Annotated in this window: 14 protein-coding genes; 9 read left to right on the top strand and 5 right to left on the bottom strand. The window is 70.0% G+C overall.

What is annotated here, in order from left to right; translation table 11 throughout:
- Positions 1-20 precede the first annotated feature (20 nt).
- Together ACZ48X_RS15930 and ACZ48X_RS15925 are read left to right on the top strand one after the other, a co-directional pair.
- On the top strand, positions 21-1,982 hold the full coding sequence (locus ACZ48X_RS15930) for an outer membrane protein assembly factor BamB family protein (protein ID WP_336348769.1): 1,962 nt from the start codon (positions 21-23) through the stop codon (positions 1,980-1,982).
- 268 nt (positions 1,983-2,250) lie between these two features.
- The gene (locus tag ACZ48X_RS15925; protein WP_336348770.1) at positions 2,251-4,161 is read left to right on the top strand and encodes a PQQ-binding-like beta-propeller repeat protein; all 1,911 of its coding nucleotides are present in this window, start codon (positions 2,251-2,253) and stop codon (positions 4,159-4,161) included.
- Positions 4,162-4,217: 56 nt separating this feature from the next.
- Here ACZ48X_RS15925 and ACZ48X_RS15920 read toward each other — a convergent pair whose 3' ends face one another.
- Together ACZ48X_RS15920 and ACZ48X_RS15915 are read right to left on the bottom strand one after the other, a co-directional pair.
- Positions 4,218-5,351, bottom strand: coding sequence for a M48 family metalloprotease (locus ACZ48X_RS15920; protein ID WP_336348771.1), 1,134 nt, complete (start codon positions 5,349-5,351; stop codon positions 4,218-4,220).
- A gap of 75 nt (positions 5,352-5,426) precedes the next feature.
- On the bottom strand, positions 5,427-6,488 hold the full coding sequence (locus ACZ48X_RS15915) for a TrmB family transcriptional regulator (RefSeq protein ID WP_336348772.1): 1,062 nt from the start codon (positions 6,486-6,488) through the stop codon (positions 5,427-5,429).
- Positions 6,489-6,706: 218 nt separating this feature from the next.
- Between ACZ48X_RS15915 and ACZ48X_RS15910 the strand changes: the two genes are divergently transcribed.
- Entirely contained in the window at positions 6,707-8,803 is a 2,097-nt protein-coding gene (locus ACZ48X_RS15910) for a DUF7997 domain-containing protein (RefSeq protein ID WP_336348773.1), read from the top strand.
- A 206-nt stretch (positions 8,804-9,009) separates the two neighbouring features.
- Here the strand turns inward: ACZ48X_RS15910 and ACZ48X_RS15905 are convergent, their stop codons facing one another.
- Positions 9,010-10,137, bottom strand: a complete 1,128-nt coding sequence (locus ACZ48X_RS15905) for an ABC transporter ATP-binding protein (protein WP_336348774.1) — start codon at positions 10,135-10,137, stop codon at positions 9,010-9,012.
- 104 nt (positions 10,138-10,241) lie between these two features.
- Between ACZ48X_RS15905 and ACZ48X_RS15900 the strand changes: the two genes are divergently transcribed.
- The 4 genes from ACZ48X_RS15900 (at position 10,242) to ACZ48X_RS15885 (ending at position 16,697) form a co-directional block, all read left to right on the top strand.
- The gene (locus ACZ48X_RS15900) at positions 10,242-13,004 is read left to right on the top strand and encodes a glycoside hydrolase family 15 protein (RefSeq protein ID WP_336348775.1); all 2,763 of its coding nucleotides are present in this window, start codon (positions 10,242-10,244) and stop codon (positions 13,002-13,004) included.
- A gap of 318 nt (positions 13,005-13,322) precedes the next feature.
- A complete protein-coding gene (locus tag ACZ48X_RS15895) occupies positions 13,323-14,660 on the top strand; it encodes a substrate-binding domain-containing protein (protein WP_336348776.1) in 1,338 nt (445 codons plus the stop codon).
- A 4-nt stretch (positions 14,661-14,664) separates the two neighbouring features.
- Positions 14,665-15,621, top strand: a complete 957-nt coding sequence (locus ACZ48X_RS15890) for a carbohydrate ABC transporter permease (protein WP_336348777.1) — start codon at positions 14,665-14,667, stop codon at positions 15,619-15,621.
- On the top strand, positions 15,618-16,697 hold the full coding sequence (locus ACZ48X_RS15885) for a sugar ABC transporter permease (RefSeq protein ID WP_336348778.1): 1,080 nt from the start codon (positions 15,618-15,620) through the stop codon (positions 16,695-16,697). Before ACZ48X_RS15890 ends, ACZ48X_RS15885 begins: the two co-directional genes overlap by 4 nt.
- A gap of 218 nt (positions 16,698-16,915) precedes the next feature.
- On the opposite strand, the gene ACZ48X_RS15880 is transcribed toward ACZ48X_RS15885, so the two are convergent.
- The gene (locus ACZ48X_RS15880; RefSeq protein WP_336348779.1) at positions 16,916-18,781 is read right to left on the bottom strand and encodes a receiver/sensor box histidine kinase; all 1,866 of its coding nucleotides are present in this window, start codon (positions 18,779-18,781) and stop codon (positions 16,916-16,918) included.
- A 400-nt stretch (positions 18,782-19,181) separates the two neighbouring features.
- The gene (locus ACZ48X_RS15875; protein ID WP_336348780.1) at positions 19,182-20,057 is read right to left on the bottom strand and encodes a hypothetical protein; all 876 of its coding nucleotides are present in this window, start codon (positions 20,055-20,057) and stop codon (positions 19,182-19,184) included.
- A gap of 155 nt (positions 20,058-20,212) precedes the next feature.
- On the opposite strand from ACZ48X_RS15875, the gene ACZ48X_RS15870 reads away from it, so the two are divergent.
- Together ACZ48X_RS15870 and ACZ48X_RS15865 are read left to right on the top strand one after the other, a co-directional pair.
- Positions 20,213-21,391, top strand: coding sequence for a DUF3179 domain-containing protein (locus ACZ48X_RS15870; protein WP_336348781.1), 1,179 nt, complete (start codon positions 20,213-20,215; stop codon positions 21,389-21,391).
- Between the two features lie 46 nt (positions 21,392-21,437).
- Positions 21,438-22,034, top strand: a complete 597-nt coding sequence (locus ACZ48X_RS15865; RefSeq protein WP_336348782.1) for a hypothetical protein — start codon at positions 21,438-21,440, stop codon at positions 22,032-22,034.
- Positions 22,035-22,048 lie beyond the last annotated feature (14 nt).

The raw sequence follows: 22,048 nt of genomic DNA, 5'->3' as shown, positions 1-22,048 counted from the left end.
GGTTCCGTGTCCGACCAGTCATGGGTAGCGATAGATCTCCCACAGCGAGTCGAAGAGCCGTACTGCAGGCAAGTGGCGTTCTCGGCCTCGGCGTCTTCGGCGCACAGACCGCGTCGGGCGTCGCGACCGCGGACGGCTCGGACGGTGACGCGACCGACGCCGCGGCGAGCGCGTGGACGCAGTTCGGCCGGGGTCCGTCGAACGCGGGCACGACCGACGTCGACCTGCGGTCCGAGGAACGCCCGTTCCTCCGGCAGCGCTGGTCGCGCACGGAGACCGGCCAGGGCATCCCCGGGCAACCGGTCGTCGCGAACGGGCGAACGTTCACCGTCGGGTGGGGCGGGACCGTTCGCGCGTTCGACGTCACGACGGGCGTGGAACGCTGGTCCGCGGACGCACCGGGACGGTGCGTTGCCGCGCCAGCGGTCGCCAACGGCGTCGTGTACGTCGTGACGACGTCGGTGACGGCGGCGTACGAGATGGGGAACGGGACGGAACTCTGGTCCGTCGACCGCGGCGGGTTCGCCGCACCGACCGTCCACGACGGGACCGTGTACGTCCCCGGCGCGTCGCCGGGAATGGGCGAATACGACGACACGTTCGAACCGACGGCGATCGCGGCGCTTTCGGCGGCCGACGGGAGCGCCGAGTGGACGGCGAACGCGGACGCGCTCCTCGACACGACCCCGGCCGTCGCGGACGGAACGGTCGTCGTCGGGACGGAAGCCGGCGTCTGGGCGCTCGACCCCGAATCCGGCGACACCACGTGGAAGACGACGATTTCGGAGGGTCACTCGTCGACCGTGACGGTCGCGGACGGCGTCGCGTACGGCCAGTCCGACGGGACGATGTACGCCATCGACGTCGCGAGCGGCGACGTGTCCTGGACGCGAGATATCGGGTCGACGCCCGCGCCGCGTGCGGGCTCGGGCATCAATCCGCCTCGTTGGTTCGCGGACGCCGTCTTCTCGGCTGCCGTTCGCGACGGGGTCGTGTACGCCACGATCCACGATCCGACGGACGAGTACGAGGACAACTCCCTGTACGCGTTCGACGCAGCGGACGGGTCGACGCGCTGGACGTCCTCGGGAACGCCCTGGGAGACCGGGGGCGGGCACGTCCTGAACGCGCCGACGCTCGCGAACGACGAGGTGTACGTGCTCTGCCAGACGAGCGTCGACGACGAGAACGACGACCTGTTCAACGCGGCCGACCCGTACGTCCTGCTGTCGCTCGACCCCGACGATGGGACGGTGGCTGGAACGCACGTCTTCCTCGACAACACGGGCGACGCGGGGTCGGCGCTCCAGGCGTTCTCGCCGGTGACGATCGTCGACGACCGGTTGCTGTTCACGACGTTCATCGAGAACGGACTGCCGTCCGCGGGCCTGCAAGCGTACCGGCCCCTCGACGAGATAGACCGGGCGCCACCGAAGGAGGTGACGGTCGAAGCGACCGGCGATCCGACGAAGTGCACGGAGACCACGCTCACCGTGGACTTCCCGGAGAACCTCGATCACTACGACCGCCACACGGTCGTTCGGTGGACCGTCGACGGCGACTATCGCGGGACTGCACGAGGGTTCTATCACGGCACGGAGGCCGCGTTCGACCTCGCGGCTGGCGAGCACACGGCGTCGGTGACCGCGGTCGACCGCTGGGGTCGCTCGGCGAGCGCATCCACGGAGTTCACGGTCGCCGCGGAGTGTGACCCGAAGACCGAGAGCGTCGGCATCGACGTCCAGACCGACGACCCGATGGTCGGCGAACCGGTCGAGTTCCGCGCGGTCGTCGAGGGCGACGACGACCTGACGTACGAGTGGGACGTCGCGTGCGGGTCCGAGATAGACGCAACCGGCCGCGAGGCGTCGTACACGTTCGACGAGGCCGGCGACTGGGGCATCCACCTGCTCGCGACGGACGAGGACGAGGAGAAGACCTTCGAGGCGTACACGACCGTGGTCGTCGACGACGCCGGCTGACGCGACCCGCGACGACGCCGGCTGACGCGGCCCGCGACGACGCCGGCTGACGCGGCCCGCGACGACGCCGGCTGACGCGGCCCGCGACGACGCCGGCTGATGCGGCCCTGGACGACGAGAGCTGACGGTGCAACGACCGGTCGGAACGACAGGACGCCCGGAGCCCTGAAAATCCAAGTCCTTTGGTGACTCTCCCGGTGTTTACGCCCGGGATAGTATCGATTACGAGAAATATAGTATTTCAACCCCAAGACGACGTTCGGCTTGCATGTCCGACGATTCCAGTGACACGACGAGTCGGCGTCGATTCCTGACAGCGACCGCGGCGGTCGGTGGCAGTGCACTCCTCGGCACTCGCTACGCGGGTACGGCCGCTGGCGGAGGCGCTGGGCGGTCCCGTTCGTCGGGCCGTACTGACATCGACGGCGACACCCTGGTGACGGACTGGAAAGCGCCGACACCGAACTACGGCTCGAAGGCGAGCCCGGTCGTCGCCGAGGTCGACACGGACGCGTACACGGGCGGCGTGGTGTACGACGCCCCGGTCGACGTCGGCGTCCGCGCGTACGCACTCGAGGACGGGACGCCGCTCTGGGAGACCGAGCTCGAGGGCCTCGTCGGCGAAGGCCCGACGGTCGAGGACGGCGTCGCGTACGTCGCCACGGACGGCGAGACGTACGCGCTCGACGCCGCGACCGGGAGCGTCCTGTGGTCGTACGAGATGGGCGGCAGCCTCGGGATCGCGGTCGGCGAGGACCACGTGTACGCGCCGACCGGCCGGTCCGCCATGCAAGGCAGCACCGATTACACGCCAGAAGCGGTCGAACGAACGCTGCGCGCGTTCGAGAAGGCCGACGGGACGGTCGCGTGGGAGCGGTCCTTCGGTGGGACCGACACGACCGCGCCGGACGAGTTCAAGACCCAGCCCGTGCTCGTCGACGGCGAACTCGTCGTCGGCGGCGCCATGGGACTGGTCGGCGTCGACCCCGCGTCCGGCGAGACGAACTGGCAGCAGTTCGACTACGTCGACTCGATGACGGTCGCGGACGGCGTCGCGTACTGCGTGACCGGCGACGAGCAGACGCTGACAGCATTCGATCTCGCCTCGAAGGAGCGCCAGTGGACGGCGGACGTGAAAGGCAGCGACCCGCTGTACCACGACGGGGCGGTGTTCGTCGCGCAGCAGGCGTTCGGGACGGCGTTCGATGCGGAACTCCAGGAGGACGGCGTCAGCGCGGTCGACGCCGGGACGGGCGAGGTCCGCTGGCAGCGCAACACGTGGGCGGAGGCGACGGTCCCCGGTGATTTCGCGCTCGTCCCGACGACGCCCCCGACGGTCGCGAACGGGCAGGTCGTCGTCGGCGCCGCGAACACCAGCGGGCCGACCTCCGAGCACGCCGCCATCTTCGGCCTCGACCCAGAGAGTGGGGACGTGGAGACGCACTGGTGGGCGCCGATCTCCGAGGACATGGACGCCGAAGGCGCGTTCCTCTCGCGATGGCTCGGTGGCGCACCGACCGCGGTCGACGGGCACCTGCTCGTCTCCAGCTACGACCCGACCGGGTACGCACCGCGGACGCAAGGCCTGTACGCGCTCGCGTGGAGCGACTCGCCACCGGGCGAGGGCCCCGCGGAACCCAGTCCCGTCCAGACCGGCGGCTGTAGCGTCGAGGACGGGCAGACGTCCGTCGGCGTCCAGCCGTACCCGGACCAGGACGACGGCTACGGGCAGGGGTACGCGTACGTCTGGGACGTCATGGACGACGGCGTGTTCGACGACACCGGTACGCGCGACGGCATGGTCCCGCTCCCGGACGACGCCACGGGGACGGTCACGACGACGGTCACGGTCCGCGACCGCTTCGGTCGGACCGCGACCGGGTCGCTCGACATCACCGTCGAGGCGGCGTGCGCGTCGTTCACGCTGACGGTGAGCCCGAAGACCGCCCTGACGGACGAGGAGTTCACGGGCCAACTCGAGGTCCGGAACGCGGACGCGAGCGAGTTCGACTACCACTGGGCGGTCGCCGACCAGTACGAGCCCGAGGGCGACACGTCGTGGACGACGTCGCTGTCGGCGCCCGGCACGTACACGCTCTCTGTGCGCGTCACGTCCGACGCGGGCTTCGACCAGACGTTCGAGACGGACGTGACGGTCCAGTGCCCGGACGACGCGTGACGACCTGACGTCGCTCGCGCCGCGACGCGCCCGGTTTCGCGAGTACCGCGTCGCCGTCAGGCGTCGTCGGCGGCCTCGAAGATGCGGTCGATGCGCGTCTGCGTGTCGGGGTGCGTGTTCGGGAAGAAGTCGTCGCTGAGGAGGACGACGTCGCTGAACCCGTGGAGGCCGCGACGGAGCGGCATCACGTACAGGGTCTCGACGGCGCCGTCTATCTCGCGGATGTCCCGGAGCGGCGCCTTCTGGAGTTCCTCGTCGAGTTTCGCGAGCGCACTGGCGAGCGCGTCGGGGTCGCCGGTGAGTTCGACCGCGCCGTAGTCCGCAGCGTATTCGCGGGTGCGGGCGAGCAGGAGGAGCGTGAGCGAGGAGAACACCCAGAAGAACGTGGAGATGGCGAGCGTGAGGACGGCGGTGAGTATCATGATGGCGACGAGGACGAGGATGGCGACGATGATGCCGCCGCCCTCGTCGTCGCCGCCGGCGTCACCCCAGGACCCGCCACTAGTGCTCGACCCGCTCGAACTCCCGAAGAAGGGGATGGGGAGCCACGAGTCCGAGCTGTCGTCGTAATACTCGTTCTCGTCCGCCTCGTCGTCGTCGCTCTCGAACGGCGACGTGAGTGCTTTCGCGAACGCGAACGCGACCGCTGGGAGGAGGTACCCGACGGACATGACGGCGCCGTCGCGGTTCGTGACGTGCGCGAGTTCGTGCGCGAGGACGGCGTGCAGTTCGTCCTCGGTGAGCGTGTCGAGGAGGCCGGTGGTGACGACGATGGTGGAGCTACTCGGCGTGAACCCGACGGTGTACGCGTTCGGGACCGAGGAGTCGACGATCTTCAGGTCGGGGGCGGGGACGTCCGCTTGCTGGGCGAGTCGGCGGACGGCCGCGTACAGCTCGGGGTGGTCGGCTTCGGGTGCGTCGACGGCGTTCGTCTCCGAGAGCGGGGACGCGTAGAAGTTCCTGACCGTCCCGATGGCGAGCCAGACGACGACGCCCGCGGGGACGAGGACGGCGACGAGCCCGATCTCGGACGCGAGGTCGAACCGCTGTGCCCACCACCCGACGAGGGCGGGGACGACGTACCCGTAGAGGACGGCGAGCGCGCCGACGAACGAGGCGGCGCAGACGACGAACAGCGCGATGGTCGCGAGCATCCGGCGACGGAGCGACGACTCGATGCGCGAACTCATAAGAACACCAACTGGTCCGCCGTAATTAATCCTGACGGACGCTCCGTCCCTGGTCCGGCTCCAGCCCCAGGAACGTCAGTCGTCGGCGTGTTCGAGCGTGACGCCGCGGGCTTCGTAGTCCTCGAGGAACGCGCCGGGGCCGCCGACGGTGACGCGGTCGCCGTCGACGTCGAGGACGAGCGCGTTCTCGACCGCGAACCGGCTGTTCGGCGGGTTCACGAGGCCCTGGCGGACGTCGACGACGCGACCGGTGAGTTCGCGGTAGCCGTCGTCGTCCTTGACGGGGCGGGCGTCGACGGTCGCGACGATCGGTTCGTCCTGGTTCTGGTATCTGGTGGCGGCGAACACGGCGTGCCGGAAGCTCTGGTAGTCCGTCGGAAGGGGTTCGGGGTCGGCGACGTGGGCTTCCTCCGCGATCGGCCAGTAGTTCCCGAAGAAGCTCCCGGTGAGGATGGGGACGAGTTGCTCTTGGGCGATGGCGACGGCCTGCTGGCCGGCGTTCGAGCGCGCGAGGAGTTCGTACGGCGCGAACAGCCCGAGTTGGGTGTCGACCGAGAAGAGGACGGGTGCGCGTTCGGTCCAGACGCGGACGACGCTCGCGGGCGCGACGTCGCTGGCGACGTCGACGGCGGTGGATTCGTCGCCCGTGAGCAGGAGGAACACGAGGACGTTCCGGTCGACGGTCTCGCGGAGTTCGTCCTCGATCTCGGGGAGGAGTTTCGCGGGCACGGAGAGCGTCACCTCGTCCTCGGCGCTCGCGAGGAACTCGCGGATGCGTTTGACGACCGTGGACTGGGCTTTGATGATCTCGAACTCGCGGCGTTCCTCGGTGACGCGGTTCCAGCGCGCGGCGAGGTCCGGGCCGAGCGAGGAGAGTTCGGCGCTCAGGCGTTCGACGACCTCCTCCGGTGGGTTCGCGCGGATGAGCGTCGGGACGGCGTGGTCGTTGACGTCGACGAACCCGCGGTCCTCGAGTTGCTCGCTGACGCTGTAGACGTAGCGCTTGGAGACGCCGGCGTCGTCGGCGATGGTGCTCGCCTTCGCCTCGCCGTGGTCGAGGATCGAGAGGTAGGTGTCTATCTCCTTCTCGGAGAGGCCGAGGCGTTCGAGTCGGTCCGTGAGTGACGTGTCCTCCATGATACCCCGTGGGTTTCTATCGTCACTCACGGCGACCCGCGCCTTACCGCTTTCGTGACGACCGCTTCCGGCGCGGTCGTCGGTGCTGGCTCGCGGCCGAGGCGTCAGTGCTGGATTGGCGCCGCGGCGTCGGTATCGGCCACCACCCGACACCGAATCTGAATCTATGAACGAATATTACACCAAGTTTTATGATTCGTCGGGCGGACGTTGAGACGATGAACCTGCGAGACTCGCTCCACGACCACGCACGGAACCGCGGCCACCCGACGCGGTTCCCCGGCGAACGCCGGACGACCTCCGGCCTGTTCTCCGGCCTCGACGGCCGCCTCGTGCACGTCGGACGGGACGGCCGCCTCCGGGACTTCTCCGCGCCTCTCCTCGACTGCGCGGGCCTGGCGACCGCGCGCGTCGGCGTCCGCGTCGACGGCGACGTCCGCTGGCTCGACGCGTTCGACGCCCGCACCCAGCGGTACGTCGACGACACCGCACTCGTCGAATCCACGTACGTCGACGGCGACGTCGAGGTCACGCGCCGCGACCTCACGCTCGACGCCACGCACCTCACGCACGTCGACGTCACCGGGTCCGCGGACGCGCTCGTCGTCTACTGCTCGTTCCGTCCGGACGGCCACGAGGCCCGCGTCGGCAAGCTCGTCTACGGCGACCGCGGCGTCGTCGAGACGTATCACCGCCACGAGCACGACTACCTCGCCTCCGCGACCGGGTTCGCGCACCTCGACGGCCGCCGGCCCGCGGACGCCGGGGACGTCCTCGAGCACGGCCCCCGCGAGCGCCCGCGGGACGTCGACCTGGACGCCTACGAGGAGAGTCGACTCGGCGGCGACGTCGTCGCAACCGCTCCGCTCGAGGACGGGACCGCGACCGTCGCGACCGCGCTCGAACGGGACGTCGACGACCGCGACGCCGCAGTCGACCGTGTCCGGGAGCGCGTCAGCGGCGTGGACGCCGCCTCGCTCGTCGAAACCGCACGCGAGCAGGCGGCCACCCTCGGCGACGGGGACGCGAGCGACACCGCGGACGCGAACGCCGCCGCGGACCTCCGCGCGCTCGCCCTGCTCTCGGGGCCGACCGGTGCCCGCGTCGCCGGCCCGGACTTCGACCCGCTGTACGCGAACTCCGGCGGCTACGGCTACACGTGGTTCCGGGACGACGCGGAGATAACGCGGTACCTGCTCGCGGTCGACCGCGAGCGCGAGCTCGGGCTCGACGACTGGCATCACCGCAGCGCCGCGCTGTACGTCGACACCCAGCTCGCGGACGGCTCGTGGCCGCATCGCGTCTGGCCGAGCGACGGCTCGCTCGCACCCGGCTGGGCGAACAGTCGCGTCGAGGGCGACGGCGACGACTACCAGGCCGACCAGACCGCGAGCGTCGTCTCCGCGCTCGCGGACTACCACCGGTACCGGCAGGCGACCGACGCCGACGCCGCGAGCGAGCGCGCCGACGCACCCGCACTGGACGCGGTCGTGGACGCCATCGCCGCGGGCGTGGACGTGCTCGACGACACCCTCGAAGCCGATGGGCTCCCGGGCGCGTGCCAGAACGCGTGGGAGGACATGACCGGGCGGTTCGCGCACACCGCGGCGACGTACCTCGCGGCGTACGCGAGCGTCGCTCGCGTCGACGCACCAGACGACTCGCCGGTGGACGCGGCGCACGCCGCCGCGCAGGCCGAGGTCGTCCTCGACGGCCTCGACGCGCTCTGGGTCGCCGACCGCGGCGCGTACGCGCTCCGGCTCGCCGACGGCACCGTCGACGACCGCCTGGACGCGAGCACGTTCGCGCTCGTCGACGCCGTCAGCACCGCCCACGAAGCAGGTATCGACGTCACGGCGCACCTGTCGCGGCTCGTCTCGCACACCGCGACGACGCTCGACGGCCTCGAACGCGAGACCGACGCAGTACGGGGCCTCGTCCGCTACGAGGGCGACGACTGGCGCCAGCGCGAACAGGACGCCCCGAAGGTCTGGACGGTGTCGACCGCGTGGGGCGCGGTCGCCGCCGCCGAACTCGCCGCGCTCCTCGAACGCGTCGACGGCCACGACGTCGCGGGGGCGGACAGGAGCGACTGGAACGCCGAGGACTTCGCCGAGAGCGCGGACGCGCTGCTCGCCGAACTCGACCCGGACGGGACGCTCTCGCGGAACGGCGACTACCTCCCCGAACAGGTGTTCGACGACGGCACCGCCGACAGCGCCACCCCGCTCGGGTGGCCCCACGCCATCCGGCTCGCGACCGCGACGAAGCGCCGCGAGACCGAGGCCGCGGTCGCCGTCGCCGAGGACGACTGACGCGCTCGCCGCTATCGAGCGCTGTTCGAGGACTGTTCGAGCGCTGTTCGAGGACTGTTCGAGCGCTGTTCGAGGACCGTTCGAGGACTGTTCGAGGACTGTTCGAGCGCTGTTCGAGGACCGTTCGAGGACTGTTCGAGGACTGTTCGCGGGCTGCTTCTGGAGAACGGAACCGATGGGCTCGCTTCGCGAGCGCCGCGTCGACCCTACTGGGCGGCGTGGGTCTGCTTCCGGCGTTCCTCGCGCGAGTGCGTCTCGCCGCTGTCGACGTCGAACAGCTGGACGCTGTCCTCGTCGAAGCGCACGGTCACCTCGTCGCCGGGTGCGGGTTCGATGCTGGAGTCGACGCGCGCGACGAAGTGCTCGGCGACGTCGAGCGTGAGGTAGTTGTCCGCGCCGACGGGTTCGACGACCTCGACGGTCGCGGTGATGCCGCCCCCGTCGTCGCCCGCGGCGTCGACCGCGACGTTTTCCGGGCGGATACCGAGCTCGAACCGGTCGTCGTCGGGCATCGCGCTCGCGAACGCGTCGCTGACGGGGTACTCGAAGCCGTCGCCGACGAGCGTCGTCCGGCCGCCGTCGCGGTCGACGGCGACCTCCGCGAAGTTCATGCTCGGACTGCCGACGAACCCGCCGACGAACGCGTTCGCGGGGCTCTCGTAGACGTCCGTGGGCGCGCCGACCTGCTGGAGTTCGCCCTCGTCGAGGATGACCATGCGGTCACCCATCGTCATCGCCTCCTCCTGGTCGTGCGTGACGTAGACCGCGGTGATGTCGAGTTCGTTCTGGAGGCGCTGAATCTCCGTGCGCATCGTCGTCCGGAGCTTCGCGTCGAGGTTACTGAGGGGTTCGTCGAACAGGAAGACGGCGGGTTCGCGGACGATGGCGCGCCCGAGCGCGACGCGCTGCTTCTGTCCACCCGACAACTCGTCGGGCGTCTTCTCGAGGAGGTCGGTGATGTCCATCATGTCCGCGGCCCACTCGACCTTCTCGCGGCGTTCGTCGGCGTCGAGGTCGGTGCTCATCCGGAGGCCGAACCCCATGTTCTGGGCGACGGTCTTGTGCGGGTAGAGCGCGTAGTTCTGGAACACCATCGCGACGTCGCGGTGGCGCGCGGTCTGTGCGGTGACGTCCTCGTCCCCGATGGAGATGGTCCCGGAGGTCGGTTTCTCGAGGCCGGCGATCATGCGGAGCGTGGTGGTCTTTCCGCACCCCGACGGGCCGACGACGGTGACGAACTCGCCGTCGTCGATGGAAAGCGTGAGGTCGTCGACGGCGACGATGGAGCCGGTGTCGTACTCCTTTCGGAGGTTCTCGATGCGAAGGCGAGCCATTACACTGTGTGGGTGCGTCACAATACAAAAGACTTGTGCAACTTCGTGAATTTGTGATTGATTATTTCGTAGTCTTTTTAGAGCGTGCGGTTCTTTCCCATGCCATGACTCGACCGCCACGCCCAGGGGCGCGCCGACGCACCGTCCTCTCGGCGCTCTCCACCGGCGCACTCGCCGGGCTCGCCGGCTGCGCCGGCACGGACGACGGCGAGGCTACCACGGACCCATCCACCATGCCAGACACAGCCACCACCGACACCGACGCGACCGAAACCCAGAGCGACGACGGCGACGACCAGCCGAACCGCGAACCGGCGACGCCGACGTGGACGACCGGCACGAAGTACGGCGTCGGCACCGTCGCCGACCACCACGCCGACGCACCGTCGAAGACGTGGTTCACGCTCACCGACGGCGCGCTCACCGAACCGCGCTTCCCGCGCGTCGACTGCCTGAACGCCCGCCACGTCTCCTTCGTCGTCACCGACGGCGACGGCTACGTCGCCCACACGCACGTCCCACCCGAGACCGATGATTCCGTCGAGCGCACGGTCGAGCCGACCGCGTCCGAAGCGCTCGCGTGGCGCCAGACCGCCACCGAGACCGGCGACGCGTACGACTGGACGCTCGCCGTCGAGCACGTCGCCGACCCCGACCGCGACGCCGTCGTCCTCGACGTCGCGTTCGAAGCGAGCGACGCGCTCACGCTGTACGTCCTCGCGGCGCCGACGCCCTCTGGACGCGCCGCCCACACCGCGGGCGAGCGCCGAGCAGTCCCGGACGGCAGCGGCCACGTCCTCACCGCGACCGAGACGGACCCGGACGGCGTCGCGGTCCGCGATAGCGACGACGAACCCGTGGTCGTCTCGCTCGCGCTCGCCGCCGACGACGGCGGGTTCGCCGACGCCGCCGTGCTCGAGGAGGCGAGCGCGGTCGCCGACGCGTTCGCCGACGACGGCGTTCTCCCCGACGCAGGCGCTGAAGATGAAGACGAAGGGATCGGAGCGGCCGAGGGCGTGCTCGAACTCGTCGGCGCGCTCGCGACCGATGCGACCGCGGCGAAGCGTACCGTCGCGCTCGGGTTCGCCGAGGACGGCGACGCCGACGCCGCGAGCGAGGTTGCCGCGACCGCCGCGAGAGACGGGTTCGAGCGCGCTCGCGAGGGGTACGTCGCGTCCTGGCGCGAGTACATCGCGGACGTCGTCGTCCCCGAGTCCGTCGCCAGCGACGAGGAACTCGCCGCACAGTACAACGCGGCGGCGATGGTCCTGAAGGCCGTCGAGGACAAAACCTATCGCGGGGCGAGCATCGCCAGCCCCTCCGTGCCGTGGGGCTCGGAGGTCAGCGCTCGCGACGCTGGCGACCACGGCTACAACTTCGTGTGGGCGCGAGACCTCTACCAGGTGTTCACGGCGTTCGACGCGCTCGGCGACCCCGAGAGCGCCGCCGAGCACCTCGAGTACGTCTTCGCCTTCCAGCACGACGGCGACGGGTTCCTCCCGCAGAACACGTGGGTAGACGGCCGGACCAGGTGGGGTGGCGAGCAGCTCGACGAGATCGCGTTCCCGCTCGTCATGGTCGACCAGCTCCGGCGCCGCCACGACTACGGGTTCGCCGACGCGGACTACGACTACGGCGCGTCGCGCGCGATGGCGGAGTACCTCGTGCACGGCGGCCCGCGCACCGAGCAGGAGCGCTGGGAGGAGGAGGACGGGTTCTCGCCGAGCACCATCGCCGCGACCGTCGCGGGCCTGGCGGCCGCGGCACGGCTCGCGGCGAGCGAGGGTCGCACCGAGGACGCGCTCGTCTATCGCGCGGTCGCCGACCACTGGCAGCGATCCGTCGTCGACTGGACCGCGACGACGACCGGTATCGACCCCGACGGCGACCTCGCGGCGGCGGACCGCGAGCACGGCGGGTCGGGGCGCGCGCCGTCGCCGGACGCGGAGACGCCGTACTTCCTCCGGGTTACGGACGACAGCGACCCTGACGACGGCGCGGGGCGGTCGCTCGCGAACGGCGGGCCGACGCTCGACGAGCGCGGTATCGTCGACGCCGGGTTCCTCGAACTCGTCCGCCTCGGCGTCCTCCCGCACGACCACCCCGTCGTCGAGCACTCGCTGGCGGTCGTCGACGACACCATCCGCGTCGAGACGCCGAACGGCCCGGCGTGGTACCGGTACAACGGCGACGGCTACGGCGAGGTCGGGACCGGCGGTCCCGACGAGGACCCCGCCGTCGACCCCGGGACGCCGTGGTCGGTGACCCACGCCGGCCGCGGGCGCCTCTGGCCGATACTCACCGGCGAGCGCGCGGAGTACGAGCTGCTCGCCGGCACCGAGTCCGGGGACCTCGCGCCCGAGCGCCTGCTGCGGGCGATGCAGGGGTTCGCGAACGACGGCCGGATGATACCCGAGCAGGTCTGGGACCGCGAGGAGTCGACCGCGTACGGCTGGGAGTTCGGGGAAGGCACGGCGAGTGCGACGCCGCTCGCGTGGAGCATGGCCGGGTTCGTGCGTCTCGCCCGGTCGCTCGACGCCGGGACGCCCGTGGAGCGACCGCGGGCGACGGCGAGTCGGTACGTCGAGGACGATGGTGCGCCCGAACCGCCGGCGCTCTCGGTCGACTGGCCCGACAGCGTCGTCGACACCGCTGAGGTCGAGCTCTCGGGTGAGACCGAAGCCGTGACGCTCTTGGTCCGGACTCCCCAGGAGACGGTACGTGTCGACCCGAGCGACGGTTCGTTCGCGGCGACGATTCCGCTGGAGAGCGGTCGCAACCCCATCACGGTCGTCGCCGCGGACGAGGGCGCGCGCGGCGACCGCGGCCTGGCGGCCGCCCAGCGGACGATATCCTACGTCGAGTAACCGGACTCGGCCGGTCGCGAGTTCGTCGACCGCACAGCATTCCCCTTCGAGTCCAACAGGGTCGCAGCCGTCTCGTTCGTCCCCCTCAGCGTCGCAGCCGTCTCGTTCCTGGCCGTCGGCGTCGCGGGTTCGATGCGCGCGCGAGGGCGCGCCGTGTGGCCGCGGCCGACGTGAACGCCATCGAACCCCCAGTATCGGGGGTCGAACCGCCCGATTGCTAGCGCGGGTGACAGCAGCTAGCAGGGGACCGGCGGGTTGTGAGACGTTCGCACCCAAAGGACTAAATACGCGAACACATATTTCATCATAGATTCAGGCATGAGTGACCAGAGACGGGAGTTCCTGAAGAAGACGGCAGCACTGACCGCGCTCACCGGCGTTGCGGGCTGCGTGGGCGTCTCCGAAACGACCGAGACCAGCGCACCCACCGAGGGCGACGGCGGCGACGGCAACTCCGGCGACGGCGGCTCCGGCGACGAGTCCACCACGACCACCGAGGAAGAGGGACTCAGCGTCGTCGAACCCGAGAACTCCGGCGGCACCGCCGAACTCTGGCACGCACGCCGCGAAGCCGAGAAACGCAGCCTCGAAGCCCAGATCGAGACGTTCAACGGCGAGTACGACCAGCAGGTCAAACCCAGCGAGATCGCGGAACTCGGCACGAAGACCGAGACCGCCATCCCCGCCGGCAAAGGCCCGCACTCGTTCGACCACGCCCACGACTGGGCGGGCAAGTACTACCAGAACGGGTGGGTCGTCGACGCCAGCGACGACCTCCGCGTCGACCCCGACGAGTACTTCACGTCGACCGGCGCGGACGCGACGCAGTTCGACGGCGCGACCGTCGGCCTCCCCTACGCCGCCGAGACCGTCGGCCTCGTCTACAACACCGACATCGTCGACGAACCGCCGGAGACCTTCGAGGAGATGAAGAGCATCATGGACGACTACCACGCACCGAGCGACGGGAAGTACGGCCTCAGCTACCCCGTGAACTCGTACTTCCAGAGCGCGTGGATGCACGCCTTCGGCGGGTTCTACTACGACGACGCCAACGACGAACTCGGCCTCACGAACCAGGAGACGGTCGACGGCCTCGAGTTCATCGTGAACCAGCTCGCGCCGTACATGCCGGACTCGCCTGACTACGGCGCACAGGCGGAGGCGTTCAAACAGGGTCGCGCACCGTTCGCGATCAACGGCCCGTGGTTCCTCGGCGGCGCGCGCGACGCCGGCGTCAGCCTCGACGTCACGTCGTTCCCGACCGTCGACGGCAACGAACCGTCGCCGTACACGGGCGTCAAGCTCCTGTTCTTCTCCAAGCAGATGGGCGAAGGGAAGGACGCGAACGCGACCGCGAGCCGCGAGTTCATCGAGTGGTACACCACGAACCCCGACGTCCTCAAGGGCCTCGCCGACGAGCACGCGTACATCCCCGTCCACAAGGAGCTCGCGGAGAGCGACGACCTCTCCCCGACCGTGAGCGGGTACGCGAGCGCCGTCTCGCAGGGCATCCCGATGCCGACGAACCCGAAGATGCAGGGCGTCTGGGGGCCGACCGACGGCGCACTCAAGCGCGCGTTCAACGGCCAGCAGACCCCGAAGAAAGCGCTCGAGCAGGCCGAGACGGAAGTGCGCGAGAACTGGAACAGCTAGAGGGATGGAGAACGCCAACCGCACCGACTACCGAGAACGCACCAGCAGCGTCCAGCGCTGGGTGCGCGAGAACGCCGGCCTGTTCCTGGTCCTCCCGGGCCTGTTCCTGTTCTCGGCGTTCATGTTCTACCCGATCCTGTACCTGCTGTACCTCTCGTTCATGCGGGCGACGAACGCCCCGCCGACGAGCATCCACGCGGGCAACGAGCAGTTCATCGGGCTCGAGAACTACGTCACCATCCTCGCGGACCCGAGCTTCTGGAACAGCATGGGCGTCACGTGGCTGTTCGTCGCGACGAGCGTCGCACTCAAGCTCGCGTTCGGTATCGCGGTGGCGCTCGTCCTCACGAGCGACCGCGCTCGCGGGAAGCGCTTCATGCGGTCGCTCGTCATCCTCCCGATGGGACTCCCCGCGGTCTTCTCGATCACGGTCTGGTCGAAGATCTTCGACAACGCCCGGTACAGTCTCGCGAACAAGGTCCTCCTGAACCTCGGGTTCGAGAAGGTGAGCTGGATGACCGAACGCTGGCTCGCGTTCCTCACGTACAACGTCACGGAGGTCTGGCTCGCGTATCCCTTCATCGTCATCATCACGGTGAGCGCGCTCCAGGACGTCCCGGACGCGCTCCACGACGCGGCGAAGGTCGACGGCGCCGGCTATCTCGCGCGATTCCGGCACGTCACCCTGCCCGCCATCAAGCGCCCCGTGATGTTCGGCGGGATACTCACGGCCGCGGCGTCGTTCCAGCAGTTCCTCATCCCGTTCATCTTCAACGACGGCGGCCCGGGCGAGGCGAACTCGCTGCTCATCCACTACGGGTACACGGAGGCGTTCGGGAACACGTCGCCCGCGTACGGGAAGGCGGCGTCGATCATGATGCTGACGCTCCTGTTCATCGGCGCGTTCATGTGGTTGAACGTGAAGAAGGGGAAGCTCGCCGACGGGGTGGGTGACCGATGAGTCTCCTCGGGCGCGTCGCACGGTCGGTCGCGAGCGACGCGAAGACGGTCGCGTACTCGCCGATAGCCGCGTACGAGCACACGCGGTACACCGTCACCGGGATGCGGACCGGTGACGTCGACCCGGCGGACGTCGCGATGTCCGTGGTGTCGACGGTCACCGCGCTCGTCGTCGTCTCGCTCCTCCTGTTCCCGATCTACTGGGTGCTGAAGCTCGCGCTGAGCGGCGGGAGCGCGTCGCTGTTCGCGACGAACATCAACCTGCTCCCGACGGACCCGAGCCTCCAGACGTTCGTCTGGGTGCTCGGCGACCTCATCCTCCCCGGGTACAAGGTCTCCGTCACGATTCCGGGCCTCGGGTACGACGTCTTCGTCAGGACGCCGGAGCTCGTGTTCTTGGACGCGAGCGCGCACGGCGTCGAGTACCCGAGCGAGTTCAAGCGCTACCTCTGGAACTCGATGACGGTCGCCGTCCCGACGGTGTTGCTCGCGATGAGCCTCATCGTCCCGGGCGCGTACGCCCTCTCGCGCCGGCAGTTCATCGGTCGCGGGAAGCTCCTCTACGGCTACGTGCTGTTCACGCAGGTCGGCGGCGGCATCGGTATCGCGAGCCTCATCGCGCTGTACGCGCTGTTCGTGCAGGTCGGCCTGGACGCGAACAAGCTCGCGCTCTCGGTGTACTACGCCGCGACCGCGGTGCCGTTCAACACGTGGCTCCTGAAGACGTACATGGACGGCATCCCGAAGTCCTACGAGGAGGCGGCGTACGTCGACGGCGCAAGCCCGCTCCGGGTCGTCTGGGAGGTCGTGCTCCCGCTGTCGAAGGCGGGGCTGGCGACGGTCTTCATCTTCACGTTCCTCGCGGGCTGGACGGAGTTCATCGTCGCCCAGACCATCCTGGCGACCGACCAGTACACGCTCCCCGTCGGACTCTTCCTGCTGGTGAGCGAGTACTCGACGCCGTGGCCGAAGTTCTCGGCGTTCGCGTTGACGTTCGCGCTCCCGATCATGCTCGTCTACCTCGGCGCGCAGCGGTACATCGAGGACGGACTGAGCTTCGGCGGCGTCGAAGGCTGAGGCCTTCGACCGCCACCGAATCGCGGAGATCGACGGCCGCGCCGCACGCGACCGAAACGAAACCGCGTCGCACGCGGCCGAAATCGCATCGCACGCGGCCCACACCCGACGCGCGTCGGTCCGCGGCCGCGAACCACACGCGGTCGACCTCGCCACGGGTCGACCCCATGCCACCACTTCTGACGGACGACCCCGACCCGCCGCCAGTGACGATGTCGTCACTCCTCGACGACGTCGACGCCGTGGAACGCGAAGCGCGCACCGCCGAATTCGCTCTCGCCGAGCGAGACGGTCCAGCCGTGCGCGTCCGCGATCTCGCGGACGATGGCGAGCCCGAACCCGGTGCCCTCGTCGTTCGTCGTGAACCCGTGCTCGAAGACGTCGTCGCGTTCGCTGTCGGGGATGCCGGTGCCGTCGTCGTCGACGAACAGGAGCGCGCTCGCGGTGTCGACGCCGACGCGGAGGCGCGTGGCGTCGCCGTGTTCGATGGCGTTCCGGAACAGGTTCTCGAACACCGTTCGGAGGCGTTCGGGGTCCGCGAGCACGTGCGGGGCGTCCCGGTCGACGTCGAGTTCGGCGTCGGGCGCGTCGACGACGCGCCACGCCTCCGTCGCGGTCGCGGGCAGCGACGCCGGTTCGGGGTCGTCGACGACCTCGCCGTCTCGCGCGAGCGTCAGGACGTCCTCGATGAGCGCCGCCATGCGGTCCAGGCTCGTCGCGATCTCGTCGACGGTCGCGTCGTCCGCGTCGCCCGCGGCGAGCACCTCGAGGTGGCCTTGCGCGACCCCGAGCGGGTTCCGGAGGTCGTGACTGACGACGCTCGCGAACTCCGAGAGCCGTTCGTTCTCGCGCTCCAACCGCCGTTCGCGCTCGTGGCGCTCCAGCTCGTACCGCACCCACGTCCCGAGGAGTTCCACGAACGTCTTCTCCGCGTCCGTGAACTCGCGGGCGTGCTCGGTGTCCGCGAAACAGAGCGTCCCGTACAGCTCGCCGTCGACCTCGACCTTCGTGCCGACGTAGCACGCGAGGTTCCAGCGTTCGTACGCCGGGTCGTCCCGCCACTCGTCGGCGGCGTCCGCGACCGCGAGCGTCTCCTCGGCGGCGATTGTGCGCCGGCAGTACGTCGTCGACATCGGCTCGGTCGCGCCCGGCTGGAGGCCCGGGTGCGCGCTGTCCGCGGCGACGACCTCGAACTCGTCGTCGATCGCCGACAGGAACCCGACGTCGACGTCGAAGCGCTCGCACCCGAGTTCGAGGAGCGCTTCGACCTTCGCCTCGAAGTCCATCTCGGGGTTCGAGGTGAGTTCGACCATCCGGCGGCGCGCGCGCTGGGCGGCCACCTGCTCGGTGACGTCGTCCTGAATGCCGACGTAGTGCGTGACGTCGCCGTCGTCGTACACGGGCGCGACCGTCACTCGATTCCAGAACCGCGTCCCGTCGACGCGATAGTTCCGGAGTTCCACGGTCTCCGAGTAGTCCTCGTCGATGGCGGCGCGGAGCGCCGCGACCCCCTCGGGGTCGGTGTCGTCGCCCTGCAGGAACCGGCAGTTCCGCCCGAGCGCGTCCGCGGCCGCGTAGCCGGTGATGGTCTCGAACCCGCGGTTGACGTACACGAGCGATTCGTCGGGGTCGTCGGCGTCCGCGACCGTGATGCCGACGCCAGCCTGGTCCATCGCGGCGGCGCGGATGTCGCGGTCCTCGCGGACGCGTTCCGCGGCGATGCGGTCGGTGACGCGAGCGCGCAGTAGCGCGTGCTCGTGGTCGGCGCTCGCGGGAACGTAGTCGACGCCGTCGGTCGTGGCGAGGTCGCGGACGCGACCGGGGTCGCGTCCGTCGGCGGTATCGTAGTAGACGACGGGGAAGTCGGGGGCGACGTCGGTCGGATCGCACGGCGCCGTAGGGGTCAGGACGAGACAGTCCGCGGTCCCCGCGTCGACGTCTTCCAGGAGGGTGGACGGGTGGACGCGACGGACGTCGAGCGTGAACGTCGAGTTCTCGATGGGCGCGCCCGCGAGCGCCGTCTCGAGGTCGGCGTCGGCGACGAGCACGGTCGGCGTGCCGGTCTCGATGGCGTGGTCGACCATCCCGTCATCGCCTCCGCGTCGAACTCGACCGGTGGGGGTGAGTGTACCGGTGGGGGTGAGTGTACCGGTGGGGGTGAGTGTACCGGTGGGGGTGAGTGTACCGGTGGAGGTGGGTGTGTCGGTCCGCGCGTGGCGCAGGCACGACTGTGGTGGGCGGCCCCGTCGCGGCGCGGGAGGCGCAGGCGCGACGACGCGAGGACGCCCGACGAACGGCTATCACACGTTCGCGGACGACCCGGGGACAGTAATGCGCTTCGGCCAGCGAACGCCTTCGACGCACGACGCCGACTCGAACCCGAGCGACGCGACGCCCGCAACGGCCGTTCGAGAACGCGGCCACCGTCGCAGTCAGTCAGTCGGTCAGTGTCACTCTCGAGAACGCGGCCACCGTCGCAGTCAGTCAGTCCTCGACGGGAGCGTGCGCGCGCCGCGTCGTGTCGACGCCCTCGTCGGCCGCCCACGCCGTGAGTGCGTCGAGCATCCCCGCGATCTCCGCGTACGTCTCCTCGAGTTCGTGGACGTTCCGCCCGGAGTCCAGGAGTTCGGTCCCCATGTGGTGGACGACGTTCCCGTAGTGCGCGACCTGATTCCGGAGGTCGCGGACGTCTGTGAGCGCGTCGGCGACCGCCTCCCCGTCGTCGTACCCGAGGCAGTCGACGACGGCGTCGCACTCGACGGCGGCCTGCTGGAGCTGCCAGAACGTCGTGTAATCTATCTCGCGGAGCTGGAGGTCCGCGTCCGCGTACGACTCGAACTCCTCGATGACCGCGTCGTACTCGGATGTCTTGCCTGCGCCTTCGCGTTGCAGCATCGAGAGCGTCCCCTGCCAGTTCGCCTCCGCGTCGACGAGGTCCCGGAGCCGCATCTCGAGTTCGCCGATGCGCGTGTAGAGGAACGCGTGCGCCGCGGGCTTGTTCAGGTCCGAGCGCGTGACGATGCCCGCGACCCGGCCGTGCCAGCCGACGAAGTAGAACGGCTCGGCCTCGAGTTCGACGACGAGGTCCTCGAACCCGAGGTCGGGCGAGAGGAGGTTCGAGAGGTCGATGCGGTCGGCGTGCTCGTAGACCCTGTCGTCGGGTGATTCCTCGCGGACGACCGCGAGGTCGTCCCGAGTCACGTAGAGGTACGGCGGGTCCTCGCGCCGCAACGGTGCGGCGGTGTACCCGTTCTCGACGAGCCAGTCGTGGACGTCCGCGACGCTCGCGCCGGCCCCCGCCGCGTCCGGGTTCCGCGTCATGAGCTCGCGGACCGTCACCTGCTCCTGGTGACCGAACATTACCAGTCATCTCGACGCCACGTCACTATGATTGTTCCCTAGCCGTTCCGGGTGACCCCGGTTGCGTCCTGGACCGCGACGTGGCGGCGAGCCCTCGTGCGTGAGTCGTGCACGAGCCACGTAGGGCTTTTCAGGTACGGGTGCTACTGGCTGTCGTGCAATCGAGAACCCGACGGTCCGTGCTCGCCGCGACCGCGAGCCTCGCCGCGGGCGGGCTCGCGGGCTGCCTCGATTCGAGCGACGGCAGCGGCTCGACCCGCGGCGGCGAGACCACCGGCGGCGATGGAACCGCCACGTCCGGCGGCACCGACCCGTCCTCGACCCCGGCGGACGTCGGCCTCCCGACGCGCGAGGAGCCCTTCCACGTCCCGGATTCCGCGAAGCGTCTCCGCGAGAACGTCGTCGGCGGCGGCCCCGGCAAGGACGGTATCCCGAGCGTCGACGACCCCGAGTTCGAGCCCGTAAGCGACGTCGGCGACCGCATCAACCCCGGGATGCCCGTGTTCGGCGTCGAGGTCGACGGCGACGCGAAGGCGTACCCGCAGTACGTCCTCGTCTGGCACGAGATCGCGAACGACGTCGTCGGCGGCCGCCCGCTCGCGGTGACGTACTGTCCGCTCACGGGAACCGCGATGGCGTTCGAGCGCGGCGACGTCGAGTTCGGCGTCAGCGGGCGGCTCGTGAACTCGAACCTCGTGATGTACGACCGCGCGACGGACTCGCGGTGGCCGCAGGTCATCGGGACCGCCATCGACGGCGACTTCGAGGGTGCGAGCCTCCGGCAGGTACCGACGACGTGGACGACGTGGGAGCGGTGGCAGGCCGCGAACCCCGACGGCAAGGTGCTCACCGAGGACACCGGGCACGTCCGGAACTACGGCCGCGACCCGTACGGCGACTACAACCCGACGCGCGGCTACTACGAGTCCACGAACTTCCTGTTCGCGCCGATCCGCGAGAGCGACCGCCTGGAGCCGAAGGCGGTCGTGCACGGCGTCCGCTCGGGCGACGGTGCGTTCGCGGCGTCCGAGGCCGTGCTCCGCCGGGAGCGCGTCGCCGCGGGGAGCGCCGGGTCGCTCGACGTCGTCCTCGTGTACGATCCCGCGTTCGCGGCGGGCGTTGCGTACGCGAACCCCGACGGCGCGAGCGTCGAAGCGGACGGCGACCGCTACCGCGTCGACGGCGGCGAGCGGGTCGCTGCCGGCGACCTCCCGCTCGAGCGGCTCCCGAGCTTCGACGCGATGTTCTTCGCGTGGTACGCGTTCTACCCGGACAGCGAGTTCGTGCTCGCGGACGAGGACGCCAAGTCCCCGAGCGAGGTGCGTGCACGATGAGCGATGCCGAGGTGGACGCGACCAGCGAACCCGGGGGAACCCCGCGATGAGCGAGGCGACGGTGACGCGGTCGGTGCCGCGGCGTGCGCGCCGCGTCGCGAGTCGCACCCGGCGCGCGCTCGGCCTCGTTCGCTCGCGTCGCGACGGTCGCCTCGCGTTCGGGGGCGGCACCCTCGCGTACCTCCTCGTGTACATGGTCGCGACCGGCGCCCTCTCGGTCGGTCGCCCGGTCGGATTCGACGTCGTTGTCGCCAGCGACCCGCTCGGCAAGCTGTTCGCGCGAACCGGCCCGGTGAGCTTCGAACCGCTCGCGCTCGTCGACCTCGGCCTCGCGCGCGTCCTGCTCGCCCCCGGCGACCTCCTTCTGGGTACCGGGCTCGCCGCGCTCGTCGGCGCGAACCTCGCGCTCACGTACCTCGCGGTCGTCCAACCGAAAGCCTGCGGCATCGACACTGGCGCGGGCGTCCTCGCCGCCGTCCCCGCGCTCCTCTCCGGGACCGCGTGCTGCGGGCCCGTCGTCCTCCTCGCCGTCGGCGTCACCGCCAGCGGCGCGCTCGTCTCGCTGTTCGCGTGGCTCGTCCCCCTCGGCGCGCTCAGCCTCCTCGCGAGCCTCGCGTACGTCGCCGGGAAGATAGCCGTCTGAACGACGGTCGAGTC

The organism is Halorubellus litoreus (assembly GCF_055378595.1).
The sequence above is the reverse complement of the archived record's forward strand: the minus strand, read 5'-3'. Positions and strand labels throughout refer to the sequence as shown.

What these genes read in the sequence shown, in the direction of transcription:
- ACZ48X_RS15895 (WP_336348776.1), top strand. Translation starts at nt 13,323, where the DNA reads ATGAGTGACCAGAGACGGGAGTTCCTGAAGAAGACGGCAGCACTGACC.
- ACZ48X_RS15890 (WP_336348777.1), top strand. Translation starts at nt 14,665, where the DNA reads ATGGAGAACGCCAACCGCACCGACTACCGAGAACGCACCAGCAGCGTC.
- ACZ48X_RS15920 (WP_336348771.1), bottom strand. Translation starts at nt 5,351, where the DNA reads ATGAGTTCGCGCATCGAGTCGTCGCTCCGTCGCCGGATGCTCGCGACC.
- ACZ48X_RS15880 (WP_336348779.1), bottom strand. Translation starts at nt 18,781, where the DNA reads ATGGTCGACCACGCCATCGAGACCGGCACGCCGACCGTGCTCGTCGCC.
- ACZ48X_RS15930 (WP_336348769.1), top strand. Translation starts at nt 21, where the DNA reads ATGGGTAGCGATAGATCTCCCACAGCGAGTCGAAGAGCCGTACTGCAG.
- ACZ48X_RS15910 (WP_336348773.1), top strand. Translation starts at nt 6,707, where the DNA reads ATGAACCTGCGAGACTCGCTCCACGACCACGCACGGAACCGCGGCCAC.
- ACZ48X_RS15905 (WP_336348774.1), bottom strand. Translation starts at nt 10,137, where the DNA reads ATGGCTCGCCTTCGCATCGAGAACCTCCGAAAGGAGTACGACACCGGC.
- ACZ48X_RS15885 (WP_336348778.1), top strand. Translation starts at nt 15,618, where the DNA reads ATGAGTCTCCTCGGGCGCGTCGCACGGTCGGTCGCGAGCGACGCGAAG.
- ACZ48X_RS15875 (WP_336348780.1), bottom strand. Translation starts at nt 20,057, where the DNA reads ATGTTCGGTCACCAGGAGCAGGTGACGGTCCGCGAGCTCATGACGCGG.
- ACZ48X_RS15925 (WP_336348770.1), top strand. Translation starts at nt 2,251, where the DNA reads ATGTCCGACGATTCCAGTGACACGACGAGTCGGCGTCGATTCCTGACA.
- ACZ48X_RS15900 (WP_336348775.1), top strand. Translation starts at nt 10,242, where the DNA reads ATGACTCGACCGCCACGCCCAGGGGCGCGCCGACGCACCGTCCTCTCG.
- ACZ48X_RS15865 (WP_336348782.1), top strand. Translation starts at nt 21,438, where the DNA reads ATGAGCGAGGCGACGGTGACGCGGTCGGTGCCGCGGCGTGCGCGCCGC.
- ACZ48X_RS15915 (WP_336348772.1), bottom strand. Translation starts at nt 6,488, where the DNA reads ATGGAGGACACGTCACTCACGGACCGACTCGAACGCCTCGGCCTCTCC.